This is a genomic window from Roseovarius litorisediminis (genome assembly GCF_900172295.1).
GTDB classification, from domain to species: Bacteria; Pseudomonadota; Alphaproteobacteria; order Rhodobacterales; family Rhodobacteraceae; genus Roseovarius; species Roseovarius litorisediminis.
The window spans coordinates 632,093-647,879 of the sequence record NZ_FWFL01000001.1; the positions used below are offsets into that span (position 1 = coordinate 632,093).

Annotated in this window: 16 protein-coding genes; 7 read left to right on the plus strand and 9 right to left on the minus strand. The window is 58.3% G+C overall.

Translation table 11 applies throughout. The features are described from left to right. Positions 1–105: 105 nt before the first annotated feature. A complete protein-coding gene (locus tag PEL8287_RS03065; RefSeq protein WP_085890860.1) occupies positions 106–3,528 on the minus strand; it encodes an indolepyruvate ferredoxin oxidoreductase family protein in 3,423 nt (1,140 codons plus the stop codon). 170 nt (positions 3,529–3,698) lie between these two features. Between PEL8287_RS03065 and PEL8287_RS03070 the strand changes: the two genes are divergently transcribed. Beyond that, positions 3,699–4,604: a LysR family transcriptional regulator gene (locus PEL8287_RS03070; RefSeq protein WP_085890861.1), complete on the plus strand. Its 906-nt coding sequence runs from the start codon at positions 3,699–3,701 to the stop codon at positions 4,602–4,604. A gap of 209 nt (positions 4,605–4,813) precedes the next feature. On the opposite strand, the gene PEL8287_RS03075 is transcribed toward PEL8287_RS03070, so the two are convergent. Both PEL8287_RS03075 and PEL8287_RS03080 read right to left on the minus strand, forming a co-directional pair. Next, the gene (locus PEL8287_RS03075) at positions 4,814–5,179 is read right to left on the minus strand and encodes a cupin domain-containing protein (RefSeq protein ID WP_085890862.1); all 366 of its coding nucleotides are present in this window, start codon (positions 5,177–5,179) and stop codon (positions 4,814–4,816) included. 172 nt (positions 5,180–5,351) lie between these two features. Further along, complete coding sequence (locus PEL8287_RS03080; RefSeq protein WP_085890863.1) at positions 5,352–6,377, minus strand: pyridoxal-phosphate dependent enzyme; 1,026 nt, start codon at positions 6,375–6,377, stop codon at positions 5,352–5,354. A gap of 136 nt (positions 6,378–6,513) precedes the next feature. Here PEL8287_RS03080 and purL point away from each other — a divergent pair, with 136 nt between their 5' ends. From purL to grxD, 5 genes are all read left to right on the plus strand, one after another. Next, positions 6,514–8,679, plus strand: a complete 2,166-nt coding sequence (purL, locus tag PEL8287_RS03085; protein ID WP_085890864.1) for a phosphoribosylformylglycinamidine synthase subunit PurL — start codon at positions 6,514–6,516, stop codon at positions 8,677–8,679. Between the two features lie 80 nt (positions 8,680–8,759). Then, on the plus strand, positions 8,760–9,308 hold the full coding sequence (locus tag PEL8287_RS03090) for a hypothetical protein (protein WP_085890865.1): 549 nt from the start codon (positions 8,760–8,762) through the stop codon (positions 9,306–9,308). 223 nt (positions 9,309–9,531) lie between these two features. Further along, positions 9,532–9,768 (plus strand): BolA/IbaG family iron-sulfur metabolism protein, encoded by a 237-nt coding sequence (locus PEL8287_RS03095; protein WP_085890866.1) that lies wholly within the window; start codon positions 9,532–9,534, stop codon positions 9,766–9,768. Between the two features lie 2 nt (positions 9,769–9,770). Continuing rightward, on the plus strand, positions 9,771–10,001 hold the full coding sequence (locus tag PEL8287_RS03100) for a hypothetical protein (RefSeq protein WP_085890867.1): 231 nt from the start codon (positions 9,771–9,773) through the stop codon (positions 9,999–10,001). Positions 10,002–10,024: 23 nt separating this feature from the next. Continuing rightward, a complete protein-coding gene (grxD, locus tag PEL8287_RS03105; protein WP_085890980.1) occupies positions 10,025–10,393 on the plus strand; it encodes a Grx4 family monothiol glutaredoxin in 369 nt (122 codons plus the stop codon). Between the two features lie 181 nt (positions 10,394–10,574). On the opposite strand, the gene PEL8287_RS03110 is transcribed toward grxD, so the two are convergent. Together PEL8287_RS03110 and PEL8287_RS03115 are read right to left on the minus strand one after the other, a co-directional pair. Then, positions 10,575–11,525 carry an MBL fold metallo-hydrolase gene (locus PEL8287_RS03110; protein WP_085890868.1) on the minus strand — a complete coding sequence of 317 codons (951 nt, stop codon included), beginning with the start codon at positions 11,523–11,525 and terminating at the stop codon, positions 10,575–10,577. Between the two features lie 2 nt (positions 11,526–11,527). Next, the gene (locus PEL8287_RS03115) at positions 11,528–12,442 is read right to left on the minus strand and encodes an MBL fold metallo-hydrolase (RefSeq protein WP_085890869.1); all 915 of its coding nucleotides are present in this window, start codon (positions 12,440–12,442) and stop codon (positions 11,528–11,530) included. A gap of 317 nt (positions 12,443–12,759) precedes the next feature. Between PEL8287_RS03115 and PEL8287_RS03120 the strand changes: the two genes are divergently transcribed. Beyond that, entirely contained in the window at positions 12,760–13,167 is a 408-nt protein-coding gene (locus PEL8287_RS03120; RefSeq protein ID WP_085890870.1) for a (R)-mandelonitrile lyase, read from the plus strand. 117 nt (positions 13,168–13,284) lie between these two features. On the opposite strand, the gene PEL8287_RS03125 is transcribed toward PEL8287_RS03120, so the two are convergent. Genes PEL8287_RS03125 through PEL8287_RS03140 form a run of 4 tightly spaced genes read right to left on the minus strand, consistent with a single transcriptional unit; the run spans position 13,285 to position 15,573 of the window. Beyond that, positions 13,285–13,677, minus strand: a complete 393-nt coding sequence (locus PEL8287_RS03125) for a CBS domain-containing protein (RefSeq protein WP_085890871.1) — start codon at positions 13,675–13,677, stop codon at positions 13,285–13,287. Continuing rightward, entirely contained in the window at positions 13,677–14,030 is a 354-nt protein-coding gene (locus PEL8287_RS03130; RefSeq protein WP_085890872.1) for a P-II family nitrogen regulator, read from the minus strand. Before PEL8287_RS03130 ends, PEL8287_RS03125 begins: the two co-directional genes overlap by 1 nt. Then, a complete protein-coding gene (locus PEL8287_RS03135; RefSeq protein WP_217807657.1) occupies positions 14,030–14,824 on the minus strand; it encodes a DUF1538 domain-containing protein in 795 nt (264 codons plus the stop codon). The genes PEL8287_RS03130 and PEL8287_RS03135 overlap by 1 nt, the downstream gene beginning before the upstream one ends. 8 nt (positions 14,825–14,832) lie before the next feature. Continuing rightward, on the minus strand, positions 14,833–15,573 hold the full coding sequence (locus PEL8287_RS03140) for a DUF1538 domain-containing protein (protein ID WP_085890874.1): 741 nt from the start codon (positions 15,571–15,573) through the stop codon (positions 14,833–14,835). Positions 15,574–15,787 lie beyond the last annotated feature (214 nt).

Here is a 15,787-nt window from a genome sequence, read left to right on the forward strand (position 1 = left end):
TACGCCCTGCGGCGCAAGAATTCCATCCGGGATTTTGCAACCTTTATCCTGGCGACAAGCGGCAATAACAGCGTGTCAACGGCCACGATACAGGAATTCTGCCGCTTATTCCGCCGCCTGCGCCGAAGGCTTGCCACCTGCGTTGATTACCGACAGCAATTCCTCGCGACGTTTGGCGGCTTTCGCTGCATTGGCAGACTTCACCGGGCCAAACCCACGGATTTGCAGAGGCAGTTCAGCCAGCGCAAGCAACGCATCCCGGGTATCAGGCCCCAGCAGTGGCATTACTGCCCTGATGTCTTTTTCATACTGCTTGATCAGCGCGCGTTCCATTCGCCGTTCAGACGAATAACCAAACACATCCAGTGGTGTACCGCGCAGGGGCTTCATCCGTGCCAGCCATTTCAATGGCCCCGCCATCCACGGCCCGAACGCGCGCTTTCTGGGCCGCCCATCCGCGCCGACCTTTGCCAAAATAGGCGGGGCCAGATGAAACGACATGCGAAAATCGCCGTCAAATTCCTTCGCCGCCTTCTCCCGGCTGCTCAGCAAAAGCCGCGCCACCTCGTATTCATCCTTGTAGGACAGCAGTTTGTGATAGCCCTTGGCCACGGCCTCTTGCAGGGCCGGATCCCTGACAGCCTCGACCAGTTTGCGATAGCGTTTGGCCAGTCGCTTGCCCTGATAGGCCACAAGGTGATCGGCGCGAAAGGCAATCTTATCCTCCAGCGATTTGGGCAGCTCAACAACGTTCGGCGCCAGCAGCTTTGCGACCTGATCAGGATGCACTGCCGCCCAGCGACCGATTTCAAAGGCCCGCAGGTTCTGTGCCACGGCAGCCCCGTTCAGCGTGATGGCCTGTGTGATCGCGTCATGGCTCAGCGGGATCAGCCCGCGCTGCCATGCCGCGCCAAATATCATCATGTTCGAGAAAATAGAATCGCCCATCGCCGTCTTGGCCAGATCTGAGGCATCAAACAGTTGCACCGCCTCACCCAACCGCGCCTCAAGCGCAAGTTCCAACCGGTCGGCGGGCAGTCTGAATTCGGTGTCGCGGGTGAAATCGCCGGTAATGATCTCATGACGGTTCACCACCGCCCCGGTACGGCCGCGCTTCGTCAGGCCCAGCGTTTTGGCCCCTGCCGACACCACCAGATCCCCGCCAATCAGCGCATCGCATTCACCCGTGGCCACGCGGATGGCATTGATGTCCTCGGGGCGTTCTGCCAGGCGACAATGGATATGCACAGCGCCACCTTTTTGCGCCAGCCCGGCCATTTCCATCATACCCGCGCCCTTACCGTCGATCTGTGCCGCCTGCGCCAGCACCGCGCCAATGGTCACCACGCCGGTACCTCCCACACCTGTGATGACCACATTATGGGTGCCGTTGATCTGGGGCAGGTTCGGAAGTGGCAGATTAGGCAGGTCCAGGTCAATCGCCTGTTCCTTGCGGATTTTCGCACCTTCCAGCGTTACAAAAGACGGGCAAAACCCCTTGAGGCAGCTAAAATCTTTGTTGCAACTGGACTGATCAATCGCTCGTTTGCGCCCCAGTTCGGTTTCTACCGGCACGATCGACACACAGTTCGACTGCACCCCGCAATCGCCGCAGCCCTCGCAGACATCCGTGTTGATGAAAACCCGTTTGTCGGGGTCAGGAAACAGCCCACGCTTGCGGCGGCGGCGCTTTTCCGCGGCACAGGTCTGAATGTATATGATCGCCGAAACGCCTTCGACTTCGCGCAGGCGTTTCTGCACATCCATTAGTTCGGAACGTTCTTTTATTTCAATGCCCTGAGGGAATGCTTTAAAGTCGATATCTTCCTTTTCGTCATAAACGACAGACAGGTTATTCACCCCCATCGCCTTAAGTTCGGCGGCAATACGCGGCGCATCCAATCCACCTTCATTAGGCTGCCCGCCCGTCATAGCCACGGCATCGTTATAGAGGATCTTGTAGGTAATATTGGTGCCCGCCGCCAAGGCCGCCCGAATGGCCTGCACGCCGGAATGGTTGTAGGTGCCGTCGCCAAGATTCTGAAACACATGCTTGCGGTTTGAAAACGGTGCCTCGCCGATCCAGTTGGCCCCCTCACCACCCATATGGGTAAAGCCGGTTGTCTCGCGGTCCATCCACTGCACCATATAGTGACATCCGATTCCCGCATAAGCGCGGCTGCCTTCTGGCAGTTTGGTGGAACTGTTATGCGGGCAGCCCGAACAGAAATAGGGCGTGCGGGTGGCAATCTCTTTGACATTGTCGTTGCGGCGCGCCTCACTCAACGCCTCCAGCCCGGCTTTCACGGCCTCGGTCCCGCGCCCCTCTTCGATCAGGATCTGCCCCAGTTTTTCGGCAATCATGATGGGGTCCAGCGCCCCGCGCGTGGGAAACAGCTCTTCGCCGTGCATCGAGCCGGCGCCGCCGCCCTTGTGCCAACCGTAAACCCTGCGGCCCTTGCGATCATCAAAGATCGCTTCCTTGATCTGAACCTCGATCAGTTTGCGCTTTTCCTCGACCACCACGATCAGGTCCAGCCCTTCGGCCCAGTCGTGAAAGCCCTTCATGTCCAGCGGAAAAGTCTGACCTACCTTGTAGGTTGTTATCCCCAGTCGCTCGGCCTCAGCCGCATCCACCCCCAGCAGATCCAGCGCATGCACCAGATCCAGCCAGTTCTTGCCCGCGGCGACCAAGCCGATCTTGGCACCGGGCTTACCCCAAACCCGCTTGTCCATCTTGTTGGCATGGCTGAACGCCTCGGCGGCAAAGCGTTTATGGTCAATCATCCGCGCTTCTTGCGCGTGTGGGGTATCGCCCATACGAATGTTCAACCCGCCCTCGGGCATATCGAATTCGGGCGTTACAAACTGCATCCGGTCTGTGCGACCATCGACAACCGATGTGGCCTCGACCGTATCTTTCATCGTTTTCAACCCGACCCAAAGGCCGGAAAACCGCGACAGGGCAAAACCATACAGGCCATAGTCGATGATTTCCTGCACCCCTGCCGGACTGACAACCGGCATATAGGCATCCACCATCGCCCATTCGCTTTGGTGCAGCACGGTCGAGCTTTCGCCGGTATGGTCATCCCCCATCGCCATCAACACACCACCATGGGCGCTGGTGCCTGCCATATTGGCATGACGCATCACATCACCGGTGCGGTCCACGCCGGGGCCCTTGCCGTACCAAAGGCCGAATACGCCATCATATTTGCCTTCGCCGCGCAACTCGGCCTGTTGACTGCCCCACAGCGCTGTTGCGGCCAGATCTTCGTTCAGCCCCTCCTCGAAGCGCACATGCGCTTCGGCCAGCTGTTTTGCGGCCCGGTTCATCTGCATATCCACCGCCCCGAGGGGCGATCCCCGATACCCGGTCACATATCCTGCCGTGTTCAGCCCGGCCAAACGGTCCCGCGCGGATTGGACCAGCATCAGCCGCACCAGCGCCTGGGTTCCGTTCAACAATACCTGGGGTTTTTCCAGATCGAACCGATCATTCAATGATACCTGTTGCGTGCTCATGGTGTGCATCCCCTGTTGTACGGAGTTTGATCTTAATATAGTGCAATATTAGGTCAAAATTCCTGACCTACCAAGGAGAAAATTTGGTATCCAAGCCGTAAAGCATGTAAACACGCGGGGGTTATCTGCTATTGCGTCTTGAGCGCGGTAAGGAATAGAAAGTTTCACGTATGGATTGGGACAAACTCAGAATATTTCACGCTGTGGCAGACGTCGGCAGCCTGACACACGCGGGCGATCAACTGCACCTGTCGCAATCTGCCGTGTCACGACAGATTCGTGCGCTCGAAGATTCGCTGAACGCCACCCTGTTTCACCGCCACGCGCGCGGGCTGATTCTGACGGAACAGGGCGAACTTTTGTTCGATGCGACCCGCGCCATGATGAAACGGCTGGACACGGCCACCGCCCGCATCCGCGACAGCGAAGAAGAAGTCTTTGGCGAATTGCGTGTCACCACCACTATCGGCTTTGGCACCCTATGGCTGGCCCCTCGCCTGCCTCAGCTTTATGAAAAGTTTCCGGACCTCAAGATCGACCTGATGCTTGAGGAACGCGTGCTTGACCTGCCCATGCGCGAGGCCGATGTCGCCATCCGCATGAAAGAGCCCAGCCAGGCCGACCTGATTCGCAAACGGTTGATGAGTGTGCATATGCGCCTCTATGCGTCGCCAAAATATCTGGCGGAACGCGGCACACCCGAAACGCTGTCCGATTTGAACGAGCACCGGCTGATTTGCCAGAACCCGCGCTCGGCCCAGGTAGGCGCAGGTGCCACGCTCGTGCAGGAAATCATGTCCTATGACATCCCTCCGTTGCTGACGATCAACAACTATTTTGGCGTATTGCAGGGGACGCTCAACAACCTTGGAATAGGTGTACTGCCAGACTATCTGACCCAGGATTTCCCCGATCTGGTGCGGGTCCTGCCAGAAGTCGAGTCCATCGAAGTTCCCGTTTTTCTCGCCTACCCCGAGGAGCTGCGGCACTCAAAACGTATTGCAGCATTTCGTGACTTCGTTCAGGAAGAAATTTTTGCCTATCGCAAAAAGCTTAAAGAACAATCTGTTAGCTGATTTTTTAGGCAAGCCATGCACATATCGCATAGCGGAAATGCTGCAAGTGCGGCATTATTTCCCTTGAACGACTCGAAACGCATCCCTAATTCCACTCTTGATGGTGACAGCCACATGGTGCGTCGCCTTCATACCTCCCTGTTGGACTATGGCCGAGCTTAGTGCTCGGCCTTTTTTTTGCATTGCCCGCTTATTTGGCAGAACGCTGATTATTCCAGCTGCACGATTGCCAGCTGAACATCCTCAGACCCAATAACTGTTGTCTTGTGCCCTGATCCGGATACATCTTCCATCCGCCAGATTGCACCGGCACCAAATTCTCTTACTTCGCCATCTCCGGCCTCTACCCGCAACCAACCTGACAGGCAAAACGCAACCTGACGGCGGGGCGACGGGTGCTTTGCCCCGCCCCACCCCGCGGGCAACACCAGATACAGAAGATTTTTGCAGGCTTCTTTGTCAGATATCGGCATGACAGGCGCAGGCGGTGCAAAGTCACCTTCATTCAAAGCAATTTCAACATCCTTAAAATGCGAAACACCCTGCGCGTCTTCGGTAAGATGCAATAACTGCATTACTGGCCCCCCGGGGGTATAAATTCCAAGAAATCAACACCGCCAGCTGGAACAGTGGAACGGCATTCTGTCAATCAGGCGCCCGCATCAGAGCGCTGGCAAGCCAGCCCCTGCAAGCGGCTAAACCAAGCCGCGCGCGCCTGAAATTCGGTTGCCGAAACCGCCTTTACGATCACGCCTCTTCACTGATGACGCACAGCACACGGGCCTCCGCACCCAACTCCATGGCCATTACGGCCGCAAGCCCCGCGCCCCCCGATGTGGTGGTCGCTGCCCCCTGTTCGGCCAGCACAGGCAACACCGCAAAAGCCTCTTCCTCGGTGATGGTCACGAATTCATCGGCATCCCGCGCCAGCCCCTTCAGCGCAATCAGCGACGGCTCTTTGCAATCCAGCCGCCCCATGTCCGATACCGGACCTTCGGTATTCACACATTTGCCCTCGCGGATACTGACCTGCAGTGCCGGGGCAAATTCCGGCTCGACCACGATGATCTTTGGCGCATCGCCCCAGACCTTGCGGAAATACGCCGCCCCGGCCCCGGCCAGTCCGCCAACACCGGCCTGCAAAAAAATATGCGTCGGCACATCCGGTATTTGTTCGGCTGCTTCGGCCGCCATCGCCAGATAGCCTTCCATCAGACGATGTGGAATGTCGAAATATCCCGGCCACGAGGTGTCAGAAAGCAACGTCCAGCCGTTATCTTCGGCCGCCTGCATCGCCGCGTCCATGCTGCCCTGATAGTCCGATCCGGCACGCACGACGATCGCCCCCTTGTCGCGCAACCGCACGGCAAAACTTTCCGGCACCGTTTCTGCCAGATAGACCGCCGATTTGGCGCCAAAGGCCCGCGCACCCGCGGCAACTGATAGCCCGTGATTTCCAGCACTGGCCGTGACAAATGTCTGGCCCTGCAGCGCCTTTGTCAGATCATCGGCGCCACTGTTGGCGGCCCTGTGTGCAATCACATATGCCGCCCCAAGCGCCTTGAAGCTTCCCAGATTCATGCGCTGGCGTTCATCCTTGGCCCAGACCTGCGCACCCAGACCTTCAATTCGGATTACCGGCGTTTGCGCTGCCGCCGGGCATTGCTTGAGCAACCCCAAAGGTGCGGCGGCATCCACGCTGGGAGCGGGCGCGCCTGAAAGCACGGCCTCGCTCAGGCCCTTGCCCCGCCAGGGGTTCTGCAAATTCTCCATGATCCCTCCAGATTTTCGCCCAACAGAAGACCATAAGCCACAATTGGTCAAGCGAGCATTACACAGCCCCTTCCCCCCCGCCGCGCGATACCCTAAAGAGACGCCAAACATAGCCACCTTGGGGGATAGTTTTCATATGCAGGATCCGGCAATCACTCCCGAACTGATTGAGGCCCACGGGCTCAAGCCCGACGAATACGAACGTATCCTCGAAATCATCGGCCGCGAACCGACGTTCACCGAGTTGGGCATTTTCTCGGCCATGTGGAACGAACATTGTTCCTACAAGTCATCCAAGAAATGGCTCCGCACGCTGCCGACCGAGGGTCCTCAGGTCATCTGCGGCCCCGGTGAAAACGCAGGTATCGTCGATATCGGCGATGGCCAGTGCGTGGTTTTCAAAATGGAAAGCCACAACCACCCCAGCTATATTGAACCCTATCAGGGCGCCGCCACCGGCGTGGGCGGCATCCTCCGGGACGTCTTTACCATGGGCGCGCGCCCGGTCGCCTCGATGAACTCGCTCTCGTTTGGTGAACCGGACCACCCCAAAACCCGCCAGCTGGTGCACGGCGTTGTCGCGGGTGTTGGCGGCTACGGCAACTGCTTTGGCGTGCCCTGCGCGGGTGGCGAGGTGCGGTTTGACCCGGCCTATAATGGCAACTGTCTGGTCAATGCTTTTGCTGCGGGCATCGCGGACACTGACAAGATTTTCTATTCCGCGGCCTCGGGCGTCGGCATGCCTGTCGTCTACCTTGGCGCCAAAACCGGCCGCGATGGTGTTGGCGGCGCGACCATGGCCAGTGCCGAATTCGACGATTCAATCGAGGAAAAGCGCCCTACCGTTCAGGTCGGTGACCCGTTCACTGAAAAACGCCTGATGGAAGCCACGCTGGAACTGATGCAGACCGGCGCCGTGATCTCGATTCAGGATATGGGCGCGGCGGGCCTGACCTGCTCCGCCGTTGAAATGGGCGACAAGGGCGGGCTTGGCGTCAAACTCAACCTCGACCGCGTCCCGCAGCGCGAAGACAACATGACCGCCTATGAAATGATGCTGTCGGAATCGCAAGAACGCATGCTCATGGTCCTGCGCCCCGAAAAAGAAGCCCAGGCGCGCGCAGTATTCGAAAAATGGGACCTCGATTTCGCCATTGTCGGAGAAACAATTGCCGAAGACCGATTCCTGATCATGCACGGCAACCAGATCAAGGCAGACCTGCCGCTGGCCACTCTGTCGGGCTCCGCGCCTGAATACGACCGCCCGTGGGTTGAACCGGCCCCGGCCACGCCGCTTGATGCCGACACCGTCCCGCAGATTGATCCGATTGACGCGCTCAAGGCGCTGATTGCATCGCCCAACTACTGCTCACGCGAATGGGTGTATGAACAATATGACACCATGGTCATGGCCGATACGGCCCGCACGCCCGGTCAGGGCGCTGGCCTGGTGCGTGTACATGGCACCGACAAGTTGCTGGCCTTCACTTCGGATGTCACACCACGCTACGTCAAGGCCAACCCGGCAATGGGCGGCAAACAGGCTGTGGCCGAGGCCTATCGCAACCTTACTGCCCTGGGCGCCGTGCCGCTGGCCACAACCGACAACATGAACTTCGGCAACCCGGAAAAACCCGAAATCATGGGCCAGTTTGTATGCGCAATCAAAGGTATAGGGGCCGCAGTTAAAGCTCTTGATATGCCCATCGTTTCAGGCAATGTCTCGCTTTACAACGAAACCGATGGCACCGCGATCCTGCCCACGCCCACCATTGGCGCCGTGGGTCTGATCCGCGATCCAGAAACCGCTATCACAGGTCAGGCCCGCGACGGGCATGTTGCGCTGGTGGTCGGTGAAACTACCGGTCATCTGGGCCAGTCCGCCCTTCTGGCCGAGGTCTTCAACCGGGTCGAGGGCGACGCACCCGCCGTTGATCTTGATGCCGAAAAACGCCATGGCGATTTCATCCGGGCGAACCATGCCCTGATCAAGGCCTGTACCGACCTCTCGGATGGCGGCCTTGCGCTGGCCGCGTTTGAAATGGCCGAAACAGCTGGCGTCGGCGTGCATCTTGATAGCGAAGACACCGCCACACTGTTTGGCGAAGATCAGGCGCGCTATCTTGTGGCCTGTAATTTTGATCAGGCCGAGGCACTGATGTCTGCGGCGGCCGAGGCAGGTATCGTGATCCATTCGGTGGGCAAATTCACCGGCGATTCCGTGCAGTTGGGCCACTCGCGCGCGCCACTGTCAGGCCTTTCGCAGATCTTCCGCAGCAGCTTTGGCGCAACCTTTGGCTGATGATCACATTTTCATCAGCCCAATAGCGCGCATCGAAACTCTGTGTCAGTCTCATCAGCAATCGCACGAAAGGATTACTGATGCTCCGCAACCTGCTGGCCGCCATTCTTCTCCTGTTCCCGCTTGCCCTGCACGCCCAGGATACAACCGCCCCTGAACAACAGGTTCAGCCCGAGGCCGCAATGACACTCGACCGGCTTGATAAAATCATCCGTGCGCTCGATCCCGATGCCAAATCCAACGGCCACGTCTGGCAACTGATGATCTCGGACACGGCCATCCTGATTGTTACCGATGAAACCGCAAATCGCATGCGGGCCATCACCCCCATCCGCAAATCGGCCGACATATCACCCGAGGAAATGACCCGCATGATGCAGGCCAATTTCGATTCCGCCCTCGATGCGCGCTATGCCATAGCGCAGGAAACGCTCTGGGCCGCTTTCATCCATCCCCTGTCTCCGCTCGAGAAGGATGAATTCATCTCCGGGCTGGGTCAGGTGGTCAACCTCGCGCAAAGCTACGGCACGCTTTATTCCGGCGGCGCGCTGCAATATGGTGGCGGCGACAGCGGTGCGATACAACGCAAACTGATCGACGACCTTCTAAAAAAAGGTCAGGAAATTTAACCCCTCAGGTGCCAATTTCTTATCCCCCAAACTATCCTAGGGAGGGCGTTGAAATTTCTTGAATTTCAACTTGGCGGACAGCGTCCCTCATTTCCCAGATATACTGCGCGGCGCTGCCGTTCCGCTTGAATTCACCACCAGAGACCCAAAGCGATCCACGCTGCATCTTGCACTCGCCCCGGCCCCGCTCTACATCCTAGGAAACCAGCCAAGGAGACGCCTTATGGCCCTGACCGCCTCTGATATCGAAGAGCTGATCCGCGAAACCCTGCCCAATGCCAAGATTACGGTTGAGGGTGACGACGGTGTGCATTTCGCGGCCCATGTGATCGACGAAAGCTTTCGCGGCATGAACCGCGTCCAGCAGCAACGCGCCGTTTATGCCGCCCTCAAGGGCAAGATGGACGGGCCCAAGGGCGAAGTGCACGCGCTCGCCCTGACCACCAAGGCACCAGAGTAACCATGGCCTGGGCGCTCCTTGGTCTTCTGGTGGTCGCTGTGGTGGCGGCCATAGCCGAGGCATTGCTGCGCCGCCGTACCAAACGCCCTCTGTCGCGCCACGCGGTTCACCGCCGCCCCGAGAACAAACCGCCGCTTGGCATGGAAGCCACCGACATCGCGCTGATGACCCAAGCCATGAAACGAAACGCCCGCCTAGCCGACAAATACGACGGAAAATGGCCTTGGCAGTGATGCAAATTAACCCGGAGATTGACATGACGACAACCGACGCCAAAACCCAGATCGACGAGACCGTAAAAGCCAATGACGTGGTGCTCTATATGAAGGGTACCAAGGATATGCCGCAATGCGGGTTCTCAAGCCGCGTGGCTGGCGTGCTCAATTTCATGGGTGTCGAATTTGCTGATGTGAACGTTCTGGCCGACGAGGCGATCCGCCAGGGAATCAAGGACTATTCCGACTGGCCCACCGTTCCGCAGCTTTACGTCAAAGGCGAATTTGTCGGCGGATGTGACATCATCACCGAAATGACCCTCTCGGGCGAACTTGACACGCTGTTTGACCAAAACGGCGTCCCCTACGACAAAGCCGCCGCCGACAAGATCCGCGAAGCCAACGCCTGACCACAGGCCCGGTCTTGAACAAAAAGGCCCTGCTTCCGCAGGGCTTTTTTTGTGGATGAATATCATCTCACGGCACCTGTCGGACCTCAAAATCAGCACCCGTCCAGGTTCAAGGCGCATCGCGTCGCCGCTCAGCGAATATTTATGGCCTGAAAAAATTCAGCGGCTCCGGGCGTGCAGGCTATTCCCATTCCATCTGTTCAAACACCCGGCCAGCGTTTTTCTTGGCCAACTCCTCAAACGTATCAAGGTGGGTATAGGGCGTCTGATCGACATAATAGGCATCGGTCAGTTCGCCGCCCGCGTCGATATGGTCGCGGATCTTGCCACGCAGATAGATCAAATAGTCACGGGTATAGCGGCGCACCTGCGCCATGTTGGTGGGATGGCCGTGGCCGGGAATGACATAGGTGGCGCCCAGGGCCTCGAATTCATTCTCCCATGTCTCAAGCCAGTCGGCGGTGATCGTGTCGGCAAAGATCGGCAGCATGCGTTCGTGAAACGCCATATCGCCCGAGATCACCAGGCTTTGCTCGGGCAGCCAGACAACGATATCGCCAGGGCTGTGGGCGGGGCCAAGGTGGCGCGCCTCGATGCGGAAATCACCCATTTCAACAATATATTCGTCGCTGAAGGTTTCGGTCGGGACCTGCACGGTGGTGCCCTCGGCCTTGTCGCGATTGTAGCCCTTCATCGCCTGAAGGTTGGGGCCGCCGTTCTCCTCAACTTCGTGGGCGGCATCGACATGCGCGACAATCGGCACGCCCTGTTCAGCCCAGTAGGAATTCCCAAGCGTGGCGTGGCCCTGCCCGTTTTCGTTGAACACCAGTTTTACCGGCTGGTCGGTGATGCGCTTGATCTCGTCATGCAGGGCCTTTGCCAGGGCATAGGCGGCGCTGCCGTTGATCACGACAACCCCGTCGCCGGTGACGATAAAGCTCAGGTTGTTGTTATGGCCCGAGTTTTCATAAGTGGGCGGCGCGGTGGCCCCGATCGCGGACCAGACGCCGGGGATCACCTCGACCGGTTCGTCGTAAAGCAGCGAGCCGGGATATTTATCGGCAATGTTTTCACTGGAGATGGCGGTGCTGGCGGTGAATAGCACCAGGGCGGTAAGCGTATAGCGGAACATGGTTAAACCTCGCTGATAAAACGAAAGACACCGTCCTTGCGCGTGACACGGCCAAGACCGCCATGCGGCAGGTGGAATCCGACCATCGGAATCTGATCTGTGGCCAGTTGGTCCAGCAGGCGTTGCCGGGTTGCCGCCCCCAATTCCGTATCCTGATCCGATCCGCTGGCCCAGTCGGGGCGTTCAAACGCCACATGGGCGTTGGCAATGGCATCGCCCACCACCATCACCGCGTCATTGCCATTGCGCACCTCGAATGACGTGTGACCTGGGGTGTGGCCATATGTGGCGTGGGACATGATTCCGGGCAACACCTCTTGTCCGGCAGTAAAGAATTCACAGGCGTCTTCGATAGCTTCCAGACGACGGGCGGCCCCCACGGCAAAAGCTGCGCGCGCCTCGCCGATGGTGTTTACGGTGTCTGGATCGCGCCAGTAGTCCCATTCAACCTGGTTGATCAGATAACTGGCGTTGGTAAAAACAGGATCGTCGAAATCATCCAGCACCCCCCAGAGATGATCGGGATGGGCATGGGTAAAGACCACATGAGTAATATCGTCAGGCGCCACATCAAGCGCATCAAGCGTATCAACCAGATCCCCCGCACTTGGCATGAAACCCGAACCTGAACCGGCATCGAACAGAATGGTACGGTCAGCGTCCTGTAACAGGGTAACGTTGCAAGGCGGGTGCACTTCGTCGCGAGAGACACCGTGGCGCATCAGGATGTCAGCCAGTTCTTCCTCGGGCAAACCGCCGAACATGAAATCGCCCGGCAACACCAGATTGCCATCGCTTACAGTGGTGATGCGGATGCCACCCAGATCAAACCTGTCGGCGGCAAAGGTCCGGGCTGCGATGCTGCCAAAAACGGTGGCGCCCAGCATGGTCAGAACCTGTCGTCTGTCGGGGGTCATTGGCAAACCTCATATAAATTCCATTAAGTGAATATGATGCTGAAATAACACGTAAACACAAGGACTATTTGTGACAGAGGTGACGGTGGCCTGCCTGAATTCACCGTTTTCTCAATTGAAAGGCGCCGGGCGCGGGGTGCCGCCTGACGATATCCGGGCCGGTCGGTCGTCCAGAGCCTGCAAATCTATATGACACGAGGCCGCACAGCTTTCTGTCTAACAGCCTGCAGGGAACAGGAACAGCGTTTGCACGCTGCCTGCCCTGTCGCATAGAGTGGGGCGTCTGATGACGGACGGGACTGGCAAAAGGATTTCCAATGGATATCAAACAAAGCGGCGCACGGCCATCCGAGGCAGGGTCAGAGGCTTATTTTACCGGGACGGTCCGGATTGATCCGGTCTTGTCGGCGCCCGATCCGGCGCGGGTGCGGTCTGTGGTTGTGACGTTTGAACCGGGCGCGCGGACTGCCTGGCATACCCATCCGCTGGGTCAGACGCTGCTTGTGCTTTCGGGGCTGGGGCTGGCGCAGACATGGGGTGGCCCGGTGCAGGTAATCCGCCCCGGTGACACCGTGTGGTTCGAGCCGGGCGAGAAACATTGGCACGGGGCCGCACCCGATGTCGCGATGGTCCATCTGGCGATTCAGGAAGCACTGGATGGCTCGCCGGTGGATTGGCTGGAAAAGGTCTCGGACACGCAATATGGCGTGGCACCCGGGCCTTGAAAACAGGGCCCACTCTACCGGCCAAACCACGCATCAAATAAAGCCGTTCAAAAGGTTTGGATTAAACGGGGCACGGCGAAACGTTAAAGCGTCGCATCGCCCGACGCTGTGAAACCCTTATCCGGCATAGCTCAGCACCAGATCCCGCAGCGACACGAAACCCAGAAGCCCGGTATCGCCATGTACCAGTGCCCGCCGCCTGCCAAGCTGTGTCAGCAACCGCACGGCGTATTTTACGTTCATGTCCGGAACAATGGTCAGGACCGGCTTTTCCATGACCTGATAGACAGAGGTGCGTTCGAATGATCGGTTTTCTGCGATCACCCTCGAGGCAATCTCGTTGACCGTCAGAAAACCGTATTCGTCTCCGGGATGCCGCCGGTCGATGATCAGCGAGCTGACCTTGTTTTCGCGCATCATTGCTAGTGCCTCATGGATGTTGGCAAAGCCGTCGATCCGGTGCAGATCGGTGCGCATGAGCGTATCAACCCTGACGAATGTCTCTTCCATCACAGATCCTCCTTGCTGATATCCTGCATGATGCTCTGCATCTGACCTTTCATGCCGATAGCGTCCTCGATGTCGATCTGAAAGGTAACCCCCGCACCTGGCGTTTCCTCGAATCCGCAGGCCGCGGCAATTGCTTCCAGAATGTCTCGGCTGATGTGTTCTTCGACCAGAAACAGCACCACATCGCGTTGCCCGGCCAAATTCAGACCAAGAAATGTCTTTTGCGGCGTCAGCCCCTCGCCACGGGCACCTGTGATCACGGTGCACCCCGTGGCCCCCTCTGAGCGGGCGGCTTCGATGGCCTTGTCGGTCAGTTCGTCCTGGGTCATCACGATGAGCAGTTTGAATTTCATCACGGGCCTCCTTCGGGAGTGGAAGTGGTGGGAATTGGTTTCTGTCGCCGTTTCTCTAGCCAGGTGCCGATTTGGGCATAGCCCATAACCGTAATCATTGGAAACAGGCTCGCAAGCGCGATCAGACCGAACCCGTCAAGCAGCGCCGAACGGCCCGGCACGTTCGACGCCAGCCCCAACCCAAGCGCCGCCACCAGCGGTACGGTTACGGTTGATGTCGTCACCCCGCCTGAATCGTAAGCCAGAGGCACAATCATACGCGGAGCAAACATGGTTTGAACCACAACAATGGCGTAACCGACGATCATATACACATAAAGCGGCGTGCCGCTGACGATGCGGAACGTGCCCACCGACAGGCTTAACGCGACACCGACGGCGACCGCGACACGCAGGCCGAAAGCCCCGACCGAGCCGCCCGAAACATCTTGCGCCTTTATCGCCACTGCAATCAACGAAGGCTCGGCGATGGTGGTGGCAAAGCCGATGGCAAAGGCAAAAAGGTAGGTCCAGTAGTAATCCGCCCACCCCGGCACGACACCCGGACCACCGCCGATAAAGGCAGGGTCAGTCAGTTGTCTTGCCATTTCGCGGCCCAGCGGGAACAGCGCTCGTTCCAGGCCGAACAGGAAAAACGTCAACCCCACCACCACATAAAACAAACCGAACAGCACCTTGCGAAGATGTGGCAGCTTACGGCGGAGTATGCCCAGTTGAAAACCCAGCAGCACCACCACGATGGGGGCGACATCCTTCAGAATGCTGATGAAAACCTGGCTCAGTTCTGTGACCATCGACCAGATCATGCCGCCACCACCAATCCGAACAGCAACACGAAAATGATCGGCATCAGGCTGGCAAACGCAATCAGACCAAAGCCGTCAATCATCGGGTTGCGCCCCTTGATCGCGTGCGCCAGCCCGACCCCCAATGAGGTGACAAGCGGCACGGTGATGGTCGAGGTCGTCACCCCGCCTGAATCATAAGCGATGCCGATAATCGCGCGCGGGGCGATAGGCGTGAGCGCCACAACCACAATATAGCCGCCAATGATCAGCCAGTGAATCGGCCAGCCCTTGAGAATACGAAACACACCGATAACCAGCGAAGCCCCGACCGAGGCCGCCACCGTATAGCGCAGCGCATTGGCATGGGCTTTCTGGCTGGCCGGATCACTCTCGATCACCCCCGCTGCGGCCATGACACGTGTGGCCTCTTCGCCCACGGCGATCAGCGCCGGTTCGGCCACGGTCGTGCCAAACCCCAACCAGAACGAAAAAATCAGCAGCAGCGGCAGTGATCCGCGCGCGGCCAGTGCATTGGCCAGGGTTTCACCCAATGGAAACAACGCCATTTCCAGCCCGCGGATGAACAGCGTCAGCCCTAGCAGGACAAAGGCAAAGCCAATCGCAAGATCAGAGATGTTTTCGAAGGGCTGACGCAGCACCACCATCTGGAAGAACGCCACGATGATCAAAATTGGAGCAATATCCCGGGCGGTTCCGCTAAACTGTTTGTATAGCGCACGAATTGTGCCCGTCATCTGTCTTTCCCTGGCCCGATAGACCTGTTTTCAATCGATCATGCACGTATGACAGCCAGGCAACAAGCCAGAACTTTTCTTGCAGGGCACCGATCTGGTATCGATTCTTTTTGCCCGCCTCAGCCGCTCATGGCCGCCTTTCGTGCAAAACGCGGCGACAGCCCGGAACCAGCCCAAACCCACCAATTTACTGCAGAGCGACCCATGTCCGCTA